Source organism: Leucobacter sp. G161 (assembly GCF_001482305.1).
Lineage (GTDB): Bacteria > Actinomycetota > Actinomycetes > Actinomycetales > Microbacteriaceae > Leucobacter.
Map to the genome: position 1 here is coordinate 1 of NZ_LOHP01000090.1, position 11,679 is coordinate 11,679.

General features: G+C 69.6%; 11 protein-coding genes. 8 read left to right on the forward strand and 3 right to left on the reverse strand.

What is annotated here, in order from left to right; genetic code table 11:
- Positions 1–3: 3 nt before the first annotated feature.
- On the forward strand, positions 4–771 hold the full coding sequence (locus AUL38_RS15625) for a response regulator transcription factor (RefSeq protein ID WP_083506961.1): 768 nt from the start codon (positions 4–6) through the stop codon (positions 769–771).
- 95 nt (positions 772–866) lie between these two features.
- Complete coding sequence (locus AUL38_RS15630) at positions 867–1,658, forward strand: enoyl-CoA hydratase/isomerase family protein (RefSeq protein WP_059063576.1); 792 nt, start codon at positions 867–869, stop codon at positions 1,656–1,658.
- Here AUL38_RS15630 and AUL38_RS15635 read toward each other — a convergent pair.
- The gene (locus AUL38_RS15635; protein ID WP_235590756.1) at positions 1,655–2,590 is read right to left on the reverse strand and encodes a siderophore-interacting protein; all 936 of its coding nucleotides are present in this window, start codon (positions 2,588–2,590) and stop codon (positions 1,655–1,657) included. The two genes, AUL38_RS15630 and AUL38_RS15635, sit on opposite strands and share 4 nt — an antisense overlap.
- A gap of 89 nt (positions 2,591–2,679) precedes the next feature.
- Between AUL38_RS15635 and AUL38_RS15640 the strand changes: the two genes are divergently transcribed.
- The 3 genes from AUL38_RS15640 to AUL38_RS15650 are packed head-to-tail and all read left to right on the forward strand — an operon-like array spanning position 2,680 to position 6,655.
- The gene (locus AUL38_RS15640) at positions 2,680–3,522 is read left to right on the forward strand and encodes an ABC transporter ATP-binding protein (protein WP_235590757.1); all 843 of its coding nucleotides are present in this window, start codon (positions 2,680–2,682) and stop codon (positions 3,520–3,522) included.
- Entirely contained in the window at positions 3,519–4,592 is a 1,074-nt protein-coding gene (locus AUL38_RS15645) for an iron-siderophore ABC transporter substrate-binding protein (protein WP_059063583.1), read from the forward strand. Before AUL38_RS15640 ends, AUL38_RS15645 begins: the two co-directional genes overlap by 4 nt.
- Complete coding sequence (locus AUL38_RS15650) at positions 4,589–6,655, forward strand: iron ABC transporter permease (protein WP_059063585.1); 2,067 nt, start codon at positions 4,589–4,591, stop codon at positions 6,653–6,655. Before AUL38_RS15645 ends, AUL38_RS15650 begins: the two co-directional genes overlap by 4 nt.
- A 9-nt stretch (positions 6,656–6,664) precedes the next feature.
- On the opposite strand, the gene AUL38_RS15655 is transcribed toward AUL38_RS15650, so the two are convergent.
- Both AUL38_RS15655 and AUL38_RS15660 read right to left on the reverse strand, forming a co-directional pair.
- Positions 6,665–7,756: an LLM class flavin-dependent oxidoreductase gene (locus tag AUL38_RS15655; protein ID WP_059063587.1), complete on the reverse strand. Its 1,092-nt coding sequence runs from the start codon at positions 7,754–7,756 to the stop codon at positions 6,665–6,667.
- Between the two features lie 291 nt (positions 7,757–8,047).
- A complete protein-coding gene (locus AUL38_RS15660) occupies positions 8,048–8,416 on the reverse strand; it encodes a DUF2568 domain-containing protein (RefSeq protein ID WP_153006631.1) in 369 nt (122 codons plus the stop codon).
- A gap of 174 nt (positions 8,417–8,590) precedes the next feature.
- Here AUL38_RS15660 and AUL38_RS15665 point away from each other — a divergent pair, with 174 nt between their 5' ends.
- From AUL38_RS15665 to AUL38_RS15675, 3 genes are all read left to right on the forward strand, one after another.
- The gene (locus AUL38_RS15665; protein WP_059063593.1) at positions 8,591–10,168 is read left to right on the forward strand and encodes an ABC transporter substrate-binding protein; all 1,578 of its coding nucleotides are present in this window, start codon (positions 8,591–8,593) and stop codon (positions 10,166–10,168) included.
- Positions 10,169–10,205: 37 nt separating this feature from the next.
- Positions 10,206–11,210 carry an ABC transporter permease gene (locus AUL38_RS15670; protein WP_235590758.1) on the forward strand — a complete coding sequence of 335 codons (1,005 nt, stop codon included), beginning with the start codon at positions 10,206–10,208 and terminating at the stop codon, positions 11,208–11,210.
- On the forward strand, positions 11,207–11,679 hold a 473-nt coding region (locus tag AUL38_RS15675), incomplete at its 3' end, for an ABC transporter permease (protein WP_161937459.1). The genes AUL38_RS15670 and AUL38_RS15675, both read left to right, overlap by 4 nt.

The following is an 11,679-nucleotide window of genomic DNA, read 5'->3' on the forward strand; positions in this document are numbered from 1 at the left end:
GCGATGATCGGCGGCGAGGTAGGTGACGCCGGGCAGGCTGACGCCGGGGACACTGGCGCCGGGCGCGCTGGCGCCGGGGCGCCGGGCACGGGCCCCGGCATTCGGGTGCTCATCGCCGACGATCAGGCGCTGCTCCGGCATAGCCTCGCCCTCATCCTTGATGCCGCCCCCGACCTCACAATCGTCGGATCCGCCGCCACCGGCAGCGAGGCCACCCGGCTTGCGTGCGAGCTCCGCCCCGACGTCGTCGTGATGGACATTCGCATGCCTGACGGCGACGGCATCCAGGCGACAGCCGAGATTACCGCCGATCCGCAGCTCCCCGGCTGCCGGGTGCTCGTGCTGTCGATGTTCGAGCTCGACGAGTACGTGTACGGCGCGCTGCGTGCCGGCGCGAGCGGGTTCCTCCTCAAAGACGCGCACCCCGACGAACTGCGCGATGCGATCCGCCGCACGCACGCGGGGGAGTCGCTGTTCGCGCCGAGCATCCTCACCGGCCTCGTCGAACACTATCTGCGTCGCCCCGGTGTCGGCCGTGCCCGCTCGCTCGACGTGCTCACGGCGCGCGAGACCGAGGTGCTCGGGCTCGTCGCGCGAGGGCTGTCGAACGACGAGATCGCCGCCGAATTCACGATCTCGGTGAAGACCGTGACGACACACATCGGCAGCCTCCTCGCGAAGCTCCACGCCCGCGACCGGGCGCAGCTCGTCAGCGCAGCGTACGAAGGGGGCGTCGCCGGTGGGGCCGGCACCCGCGCGAGTCAGTTCTGACTACTGTGCATCGTCTGTCGCTAAACTGTTGACGTGTTGCGCAGTCACGCATAGCCTGAAGTGACGAGCGAGCACGTGCGGAGAGGCACCAGATCATGACTGAACTCCCAGTATTTGAGACCATCAAGCTGACCTTCGACGGTGATCTGCTCACCGCGACGCTGTCCCGGCCGGCCCGGGCGAACGCGGTGAGCAACCAGATGCTCCGCGAGCTCATCGCCCTCGCAGACTGGCTGAACGGCAACGACGCCGTGCGGTTTCTGATCCTCGCGGGCGAGGGTCCCATCTTCGCCTCGGGGCAAGATCTGCGTGAGCTCCGCGACGAGCTGCGTGACAGCGCCGGCGCTGGCGCCGCCGTGCGCGCGCTGCAGCGTTCGGCGCAGGAGGTGATGCAGAAGCTCGAGGGGCTCGAGCAGATCTCGTTCGCCGTGCTTGAAGGCTCGGCCTACGGCGCTGGCTTCGCGATCGCGATGACCGCTGACTTCCGGCTCATGTCCGACGACGCAGTGCTCAACCTCCCAGAGACCAAGCTCGGCATCTTCCTCACCTACGGCGCAACGCCCCGGCTCGTCGCAGCGATGGGAGCGAGCCGCGCGAAAGAGTTCATCATGTTCGCCAGGGACATGAGCGCCACCGACGCCGAACGATTCGGGCTCGTCAACATCGTCGCGCCGCGGGCGGAGCTCATGGCGGCCGCGCTCGCGCAGGTCGAGGAGCTCCGGCAGAAGGATTTCAGGTCGCTGCGCATCACGAAACGGATCGCGCAGGCGGCTGCGGCCGTGACCGCCGGGGACATCCTCATGAGTGAGCCGGAGCTCTCCGAGGGAGCACTCGCCGACGGTACGACGCTGCAGCTCGTCGAATCCTTCTTCGCCGGTCGGCGCTAACCCTCGGCCCGGCCGATGCGCCAGTAGCCCATGAACGCGACCGCGCGACGGTCGATGCCGAGATCGCGTACGAGGTGCCGCCGAATCCGCGTCACCACGCCCGCCTCGCCCGCGAGCCAGGCGTACTCTTCGCCAGCGACCTCCTCGGGCACCTCCCAGAGCACCTCGTCGGGGTCGACGGCCTCGGGCTCCGCGCCCGGGGCCGCGCCTGCATGCGCGTCCACAGCCGTCTGCGTCGCGGCGGCGCTGCGGAGCGCGCCCCACTCCTGCACCGCGGGTTCTAGCAGCGTGCCGTGCGGGGTGTCGCCGCGGCCGAGCCAGCGCACCCGCACGCCCGCCGGGTGGGTCACCGCAAGCGCGTCCTCGGCGACCGGCACCTCGATGATTGCGTCGCCAGTGAAGTCTGCGGGGAGCGACTCGAGGATCGCGCAGATCGCGGGGGCCGCGGTCTCATCGCCGGCGAGCAACACCCGGCGGGCCGCGCCGGGGTTCCACTCGATGCCCCCTGCGGGTTCGGTGGCCCGAGCGTCGGGTCCGATGACGATGAGTTCGTCGCCAATGCGTGCGTGCTGCGCCCACGCGGACGCCGGCCCCTCGGTGCCGTGCAGCACGAAATCGATATCGATCTCGGCGACCTCGGGGCGCACGGCGCGGATCGTGTAGGTGCGGATCGCGTTGCGTTCGGGGTCGGGGAGCTCACGCCAGCGGCGATACCAATCCTGCATCGCCGGGCGCTCGGCGTCGAAGAGGCCGAGCTCGGGGAAGCTGCCGTCTGCTCGGGGGAGCAGTAGCTTGATGCGCTGGTCGAGGCCGTCCGTGCCGAAGTGGGCGAGTTCGGTGCCGCCGAACGTGATGCGAGTGAAGTGCGGGCTGAGCGGGGTGACACGGATCACCGTGGAAAGGAACGCGTCGTAGGGCTGGCGTGCGGGCATGCGGAGTGCTCCTTGAGGGGCTGTGAGGGGCATGGGAATTACACACCACTCTATTCATCAGATCAAGGTTAGGCTACGCTTACTTAACTGTGAAAGCATCGACACTTCGCGGGGCGGATCTGCGCCTCGGCTACCGCGGCACCTCCGTCGTGCACGGCGCATCCCTGACGCTTCGGCCGGGCCGCGTGACCGCGCTCGTGGGGCCCAACGGGAGCGGCAAGTCGACGCTGCTGCGCGCCATCGCCCGCCTGCACCGCACCGAATCCGGCAGCGTCACGATCGACGCGCCAGACGGGGCAGCGAGACCCGCAGACGCGCTGAGCGCGAAGGAATTCGCGCGCGAGGTCGCCATGCTCTCGCAGTCACGCCCACACCCCTCCGGTCTCTCGGTGCGCGACATCGTCACCTACGGCAGGCATCCGTACCGCGGCCGCTTCACCGGGCTCAGCGACCGCGACCGCGAGGCCGTCGACACCGCGCTCGAACTCACCGGGCTCACGCTGATGTCCGAGCGCTCAGCCGACCAGCTCTCGGGCGGCGAGCTACAGCGCGTCTGGCTCGGCACCGCACTCGCCCAAGACACCGGGGTGCTGCTGCTTGACGAACCAACGAACCACCTCGATCTCAAGCACCAGATCGACACGCTCGACCTCATCTGCGACCTCGCCGCTCGCGGCACCGCCGTCGGGGTCGTGCTGCACGACCTCGACCAGGCCGCGGGCGTCGCAGACGACGTCGTGCTGCTCGCCGCGGGCCGCGTACGCGCCGCAGGCATTCCCGAAGACGTGCTCACCGGCGAGCACCTGTCCGAGGTGTACGGACTCCAGATCGACACCCTCGTCGACGAGGACACCAGGCGCGTACGGGTTCTTCCGCGCGCTCGACACCGGCAGCGACCACGCCGCCCCGAACCAGAATTCAGCACCCTATGAGCACTTCCACTTCGCCCATTCGCCGCCGCACCGCTCGTCTGGCGGCAGTTGCCGCTCCCGCAGCCGCGCTCGCGCTGCTGCTCTCAGGCTGCGGCACTACGACGGTACCCAGCGCCGACGCCGACGCCCCGGCGGCAGCGATCGCCGGCTGTGAATCTGACACGACCGTAACGAGCACCGGTGCCGTCGACCTCACCGACTCCTTCGGCCGCAGCGTCTCCCTCGACGCTCCCGCGAAACGGGTCGCCGTGCTCGAATGGCAGCAGATCGAAGACGTCGTGGCGCTGTGCGTCGCGCCCGTCGCGGTTGCCGACGCCGAGGGCTTCACCACCTGGGATACGGCAGTCGAGTTGCCTGACGGCGCGGTTGACGTCGGCTCCCGCCAGGAGCCGAACCTCGACGCACTGTTCGGCACCGATCCCGACCTTGTCATCGTCGAGGCATACACCGCCGACGACGAGATCATCGGGAAACTCGAATCGTACGGGGTGCCCGTGCTCGCGACGAAGGGTGCCGACGCCGCAGACCCGATCGCGAACATGGAAGCGACCTTCTCGCTCATCGCCGAGGCGACGGGACGTGAGGCTCGCGCCACCGAGGTGCTCGAGGAGTTCGACGCGCACCTCGCAGAAGCGAAGGGCACGCTCGCCGACGCGGGCCTCGCCACTACCGATTTCGTCTACTTCGACGGCTGGGTCGACGGCGGGAACGTCGCGCTGCGCCCCTTCGGGCAGGGCTCGCTCATCGGCGAGATCGGCGAAGAACTCGGCCTCACGAACGCGTGGACCGGCGACGTCGACGCAGCGTACGGCCTCGGGCAGACCGACATCGAAGGAATGAAGGCCATCGGTGACGCAATGCTGATCCACACCTCCACCGAAGAAGCGTCAGAAGACGAGTTCGCCTCAGCCCTCGAAACGAACCCGGTGTGGGCGGCGCTCCCCGCCGTCGCCGAGGACCGGGTCTACTCGTTCCCGACCGGCATTTGGACGTTCGGCGGCCCGCGCTCCGCGCAGCAAATCATCGACGCATACGTCTCCGTGCTCGCTGATCCGACCGCCGGCGAGTGACACACACCGCCCAGGCGGTGCAGGTCGCGAGCCGCCGCTCCCTCGTATTCGGAGGGGGCGGCGCGCTCGCGCTCCTCATCGCCGTGCTCGCGTGCATCGGCGCGTGGCACCTCTCGCAGGGCACCTCGGGCACCGGCGGCGGTGACCTGCTCGCAGTGCTCACCGGCGGTGGCACCGAGGACGCACGCAACGTGCTGCTCGGCTCCCGCCTCCCGCGCCTCGCGGCGGGCGTCGCCGTCGGCGTCGCGCTCGGCGTCGCCGGTGTGCTCATGCAAACCCTTGCACGGAATCCGCTCGCCTCACCGGACACCCTCGGTGTCACCGCAGGCTCCTACCTCGCGGTGACCGCGGTCGCCGCGTTCGGTATCGCTGTGCCCCTGTGGGCGTCTGGCCTCCTCGCATTTGGTGGCGGGCTCGCCGCGGCCGGCATCGTGCTCGGCCTCGCTGGTGGCGCTGGCACGTCGAGTACCAGGCTCGTACTCGCGGGCTCCGCCCTCGCCCTTGCCTTCCAAGCGCTCACGTCAACGCTCCTCATCCTCTTCCAGGAGGAGACCAAGGGGCTCCTCGCCTGGGGCAGCGGCAGCCTGTCGCAGCTCAACCTCGACGCCGCGCTTCGTGCGCTGCCAGCGATCGTGGTCGCGCTGCTCCTAGCGATGCTGCTCGCCCAGCGGCTCGACGTCTTTCGCCTTGGCGATGACCTCGCCCGCAGCCTCGGGGTGCCGCCCGGATCGACCAGGCCCTTCGGGATCCTGCTCGCGGTTGCGCTGTCGGCGGTGGCAGTGACGCTCGCCGGGCCCATCGGCTTCGTCGGGCTGTGCGCGCCCGTGCTCGCCAGGCTGCTCGCCCGCTGGGTCCCAGCGTTCGAGAAGCACGCGCTCCGGCTGCCAGCCGCGGGTGTCATCGGCGCGATCCTCGTGCTCGGGGCAGACGCGGTATTGCGGGCGATCCTCGGCGCGGCCGGCGCGGTGTCCGTGCCGACAGGTGTCGCCACAACCCTGCTCGGCGCCATCGTGCTCGTCACCCTTGCGCGCGGACTCCGCGGCGGCGCAACGCTTCCGCCGCGGGTGCGCGCCGCGGCACGCTCCTCCCGCAGATTCTGGGTCACGCTCGCCGTGCTCGGCGCCGCACTCGTCGGGGTCCTGCTGCTCGGCGCCCTCGCCGGAAACACGTGGCTCCGCACCGGGGACCTCGCCCTCTGGGTCCAGGGATCCGCACCGCCACCCATCGCGCTCGCCCTCGACGAACGACTCCCGCGCGCCATCGCAGCCGTGCTCGCGGGCGCGGCGCTCGCGCTCGCTGGCGGGATCACCCAGTCCGTGAGCCGCAACCCACTCGCCGACCCGGGGTTGCTTGGCATCACCGGCGGAGCGGGGCTCGGCGCCGTGCTCGCCGTCACCACGGGCCTGACGGGAACCGTCGGCATCACCGCGGCCGCAACCGTCGGATCGCTGCTCGCATTTGCGCTCGTCTACGGGCTGAGCTGGCGTGGCGGGCTCAGTGCCGACAGGCTCGTGCTCATCGGCATCGGCGTCTCGGCTGGGGCAACCGCGCTCACGACGTTCTTCCTGCTGCGCTCAGACCCGTGGAACACGCCCGCAATCTACACCTGGCTGTCGGGAACCACCTACGGCCGCTCGTTCGGACAGGTGCTGCCGGTACTTATCGTGCTGCTCATCGCGCTGCCGCTCGTGCTCGGCGCGCGCAGAGAGGTCGACCTCATCGCACTCGACGAGGACACCCCGCGCGCCCTCGGCGTGCACCTCGAACGCACGAGGCTCGGCCTGCTCGCGCTCGCCGCAGTGCTCGCGGCCGCGAGCGTGACAGCGGTCGGCGTGGTCGGTTTCGTCGGGCTGTTGGCCCCGCACGCGGCCCGCGCACTCGTCGGCGCGCGGACTGCCCGATTCCTCCCGACCGCTGCCGTGCTTGGCGCCGTGCTCGTCGGCGTCGCCGACGCCATCGGCCGCACGGTGATCGCCCCGGCCCAGCTCCCGGCAGGACTCATGGTCGCACTCATCGGCGCGCCGTACTTCGTGTGGCTGCTCTGGCGTACGCGCGACGCGTAGGCCGCGACGCTAGCGCACCGCCTCCGACGCGCTGAGCAGCTCCCGCACCCGCGGGATGACGTCGCGGCCGTAGAGCTCGATACTCGTCATGAGCTGCGCGTGCGGCATGGTGCCGTTCGCGTACTTCAGGTCGAAGCGGTCGGCGCCGAGCGTGCTCACGGTCTTCGCGATCTTCTTCGCAACGGTCTCGGGTGAGCCGACGTAGAGTGACCCCGAGTCAACCTCGCTGTCGAACTCCGCGCGCGACGCCTCGGGCCAGCCGCGCTCGCGGCCGATGCGGTTGCGGTTCGCGGCGAAGTGTTCCCAGAGTTCCTCGCGTGCCTGCTCGTCGGTGGCTGCGACGTGGCCGGGGGAGTGCACGCCGAGTGGCATCGGGTCGCGCCCGAGCTCCTGCTGCGCGCTGCGGTAAAGGTCGGCGAACGGGAGGAACCTGGCAGGGTCGCCGCCGATGATCGCGAGCATCATCGGGATCCCGATCTGCACGGACCGCACGACCGACTGTGGGCTGCCGCCCACGCCGATCCACGCGGGGACGCCGCCCGGGTGTTCGGTCTTCGGGTGCACCCCCTGGTTCACGAGCGCGCTGCGGTGGCGGCCGGCCCACGTGACGGGGCCTTCCTCGCGGAGCTTCGAGAACAGGTCGAGCTTCTCGGCGAAGAGCGTGTCGTAGTCGGCGAGGTCGTAGCCGAAGAGCGGGAACGACTCGGTGAACGAACCGCGCCCGAGGATGACCTCTGCTCGGCCGCCGCTCACACCGTCGAGCGTCGCGAAGCGCTCATAGACGCGCACGGGGTCGTCGCTCGACAGCACGGTGACGCCGGTGCCGAGGAGGATCCGCTTCGTCGACCCTGCGATCGCGCCGAGCACGATCTCGGGCGAGGAGATCGCGAAGTCATCTCGGTGATGCTCGCCGAGCGTGATTGCGTCGACGCCGAGGGCATCAGCGAGCTGCGCCTGCTCGACGACGTCGCGAAGCACCTGGGCGGGGTGCGTGTGCGAACCGTCGGGCTGCAGCGTGATGTCGCCGAAGGTGTCGAGTCCGAGGATGAGCTGTTCGGCGGTGGCACCTGCGACGGTGCGTGCGTGCGGTGAGGTTTCCATGGATGGTACAACCACGCACCCGTCACGGAAATTCCATGCGCGCGAATGCAGTTTGCGGGCTCTTCGCGCAATGAGAGTTTCCCCTCATAGAAGAGCGCTGAGAAGCCATGACCTCAGCGAAGTCAGGAGCAATTTGCGGTACAACGTTCATGACCTCGCTGAGGTCATGGCAGTTGAGCGCTGCTGGCCGCTGAGCGCTGCTGGCCGCTGAGCGCTGCTGGCCGCTCAGCGCTTCTGGCCGCGGCGCGACCACGCCTGCAGCGGCGAAGCGCCAGTGTGCGCGCTCGCCCGTTACTTGCTGCGGATCGAGGCGATGAAGCCGAGCGTTGCGCCGACAACACCAAAGGCAACGGCGATGATCCAGTGCACGCCGAGACCGAGCATCGAGGCGACGCCGGCGGCGAGCAGCAGGAGCTCAATGAGTGCGCGCCCGTAACGGTCCGTCGCCAGCACGGGGCGCGGCGAAAGGAAGAGCGCCCAGAGCAGCACGCTCAGTGCGAGCAGGCCGAGGCCGACGAGGATGCCGGGGAACGGCATCTCCCAGCCGACGAAGCCCCACGCGGTGATCACGGCGATCGCGGTGAGGTGGAAGAGCCCACGCACCGCCTGCTGCATCATCTGGGTGCGGGCCTGCTTAGCGGATCGAGTTACACTGCTCACTCGATCCAGTCTACCCGGCGTAACTGGGCGGATCGGCCCGCCGGTGGTTCACCGACCCCGCGCACGTGTGGTCCAGCATGAGTAGGGATCATAGCCTGGTCGTATAGACCAGCCAGCGGTATGGCGCGAGCGAGTATTCGCGACCCGGCGGCTGCCGAAAGGAATCCAATGAGCATGTCATTCACGCGCCGCGCCCCACAGCGCGCCGCCCTTGCCCTCGGCATCGTCGCCGCCCTTGCCCTCGCAGGCTGCGCCCCCGCCGCGCAGGGAGAGGCCGGCGGCGACACCCCCACCGCCGGCGGCACGCTCACCTACGGCAGGCTCGCGAGCGCGAACGACCTTGACCTGCACACGCAGATCACCGCGAACAACGCGTTCGCGATCGACAAGGTCTTCGAAACCCTCGTGTCGTTCGACGAACAGGGCAAGATCATCGACTGGCTCGCGGAGAGCCACGAGATCTCCGAAGACGGGAAGACGTACACGTTCACCCTGCGCGAGGGGCTGCAGTACTCCGACGGCACCGACGTGACCGCGGGCGACGTCAAGTTCTCGCTCGACCGCAACCGCGCGAAGGAGGGCCCGCTCATGCTCACGGCCCCCATCGACACCATCGAGACTGACGATGCCGCGCGCACCGTGACGATCACCCTCACCGAGCCGTACACGCCGTTCCTCTCGGAGCTCACGAGCTTCGCCTCGGGCGTCATGCCGACCGATTTCGGCGGGAAGACCGAGGAGGAGTTCCTCGCGGCCCCCATCGGCACCGGACCCTTCGCGGTGAGCGAGTGGGATCCGTCTGGCGACCTGAGCTATGTGAAGAACGAGCACTACTGGCAGGAGGGCAAGCCGCTCCTCGACGAGCTCGTCTACGCCTTCGTCGCCGACGATAATCAGCTGCTGCAGCGCCTGAACGCCGGGCAGATCGACGCCATCGAACAGGTGCCGGCCGCAAACGCCGCGGATGTCGACAGTGGATCGGGCACCGCGCTGCTCAAGAGCGACTCGTGGGCGATGGAGCAGATCTTCTTCAACACGCAGAAGCCTGAGTTCGCTGACCGCAACGTGCGCCGGGCGATCGCACACGCGCTCGACCTCGAGGGCATCGCGCAGGCGACGACCTTTGGCACCGCACGCGCGGCCTCCTCGCTCATTCCGCCGGCGATCGAGTACTCGGCAGCCGACGTGAACGACGGCGCCCCGGAGCTCGCGCACGACATCGACGCCGCGAAGGCGGAGCTCGCGAAGTCGGGCTACGCAGACGGGTTCACCGCGACGATGCTGATCCCGAGCGGCAACTCGGCGCGTGCGCAGATCGCGCAGATCGTGCAGGAGTCACTCGCGGGCATCGGCATCACCGTCGAGATCGAGTCGATCGACCTCGCCGCGTTCCGCGAACGCTTCCAGGCCTTCGCCTACGACTTCATGATCAACTCGGGCCAGTCCGACGCCCCCGACCCGAACGGCCTCATCACCTTCCAGGCCGACCCCGAGGGCTTCAGCAACTCGTACTGGACGCACTACACCAACCCCGAAGTGACGAAGCTCATGCACGAGGGCCGCACGACGCCCGACGGCCCCGAGCGTGAGCAGATCTACCTCGATATCCAGGAGATCCTCGGAAACGACGTGCCCTACATCCCGGTGTACTACTCGCCGAACCTGCACGGCACGACGGCCAAGGTGCACGGACTCGAGTCGCTGCCGAACGGCACGGTCCGATTCCAGGACGCCTGGGTGGAGGCGAAGTAGCCCGCGCACGCGGCCGCCGGGCTCCGCTGCCGGTAACATGAGCGGCGTGCCGGCGGCCCCCAAATCTCGAGCGACAGCGATGCTCAGCGTGCTCGGCCGTGTCCTGGGGCGCACCCTGGGAACGGTGCTGCCGGTCATGCTCGGCGTCGTCACCGCCGTGTTCTTCCTGCTGCGGCTCGTGCCGGGTGACCCGGCCGTGATGATCCTCGGCGACCGGGCGACCCCGGCGGCGATCGCCGAGCTGCGCGCCACCCTCGGCCTCGACGCGTCGCTGTGGCGGCAGTACCTCGACTTCCTCGGCGGCGTGCTCACCCGGGGCGACACCGGCGACTCGCTGCTCACGGGCGTGTCGACCGCGGAGCTCGTGCTCTCCCGCGCACCCGTGAGCCTCGGCATTGTCGCGCTCGCGCTCCTGCTCGTGATCCTCATCGCCGTGCCGCTCGCGCTCGCCGCCGCGCACCGGCCGGGCGGCTGGATCGATCAGCTCGTGCGCATCATCCCGACCGTCGCGCTCGGCATGCCGCTGTTCTGGATCGGCCTGCTCCTCATCATCGTGTTCGCCGTGAACCTCGGCTGGTTCCCGGTCGGGGGAGTCGGCAGCCCCGGAGACGCACCGCTCGAACCGCTCCGCAGCCTGTTCCTCCCGGCGCTCGCCGTCGCGCTCGGCATGGCGCCCCCGCTCATCCGCTCGCTCCGCGCGCAACTGCTCGAGGTCACCGAGGCGGAGTTCGTGACGACGCTGCGCGCCGCCCGCGTGCCCGAGCGCACGATCCGCTGGCGACACGTGCTGCGGGGCGCCGCCCTGCCCACCCTCAACCTGCTCAGCGTGAACCTCGCCTACCTCATCGGCGGCACCCTCGTCGTCGAGAAGGTGTTCGGTATCAACGGCATCGGCACGCTGCTGTTCCAGTCGATCTCGAGCCGCGACTTCCCCGTCGTGCAGGCCGTCGCGCTGTACTGCGCGGTGCTCGTCGTGATCGTCACGCTTGCCGCCCAGGTGCTGTCGGCGCTCATCGATCCGCGGTTGCGGAGGGCGCGATGAGCGGCTGGCGGCGCGCGCTCGGCTCGCGCACCTTCGTCGCGGGCGCGTTGCTCGTCACCCTCATTGCGCTGGTTGCCGCGTTCGCACCGTGGCTCGCGCCGCACTCGCCGACCGCGCAGGATCTCACCGCGGGCCTGCAACCACCCTCCGCCGAACACCTCTTCGGCACCGACCAGCTCGGCCGCGACGTGTTCTCACGGGTGCTCTTTGCCGCCCGCGTCGACCTCGGCATCGCGCTCGCCGCCGCGGTCACCCCGTTCATCGTCGGCGTTGCCGCGGGTCTCGTCTCGGGCTACTTCGGCCGCGGCACCGACTGGGTGATCTCCCGCGTCACCGACACTGTCATCGCGTTCCCGTTCTACGTGCTCGTCATCGCGATCGTGTTCGCCGTCGGGGCCGGGGCCACCGGCATCATCGCCGCCTTCGCCCTCGTCGGATGGGTCGGCTACGCCAGGGTAATTCGCGCGCT

Excerpts from the sequence above, each read along its gene's own strand:
- AUL38_RS15630 (WP_059063576.1), top strand. The coding sequence starts at position 867 with ATGACTGAACTCCCAGTATTTGAGACCATCAAGCTGACCTTCGACGGT.
- AUL38_RS15665 (WP_059063593.1), top strand. The coding sequence starts at position 8,591 with ATGTCATTCACGCGCCGCGCCCCACAGCGCGCCGCCCTTGCCCTCGGC.
- AUL38_RS15645 (WP_059063583.1), top strand. The coding sequence starts at position 3,519 with ATGAGCACTTCCACTTCGCCCATTCGCCGCCGCACCGCTCGTCTGGCG.
- AUL38_RS15670 (WP_235590758.1), top strand. The coding sequence starts at position 10,206 with ATGAGCGGCGTGCCGGCGGCCCCCAAATCTCGAGCGACAGCGATGCTC.
- AUL38_RS15655 (WP_059063587.1), bottom strand. The coding sequence starts at position 7,756 with ATGGAAACCTCACCGCACGCACGCACCGTCGCAGGTGCCACCGCCGAA.
- AUL38_RS15625 (WP_083506961.1), top strand. The coding sequence starts at position 4 with ATGATCGGCGGCGAGGTAGGTGACGCCGGGCAGGCTGACGCCGGGGAC.
- AUL38_RS15635 (WP_235590756.1), bottom strand. The coding sequence starts at position 2,590 with ATGCCCGCACGCCAGCCCTACGACGCGTTCCTTTCCACGGTGATCCGT.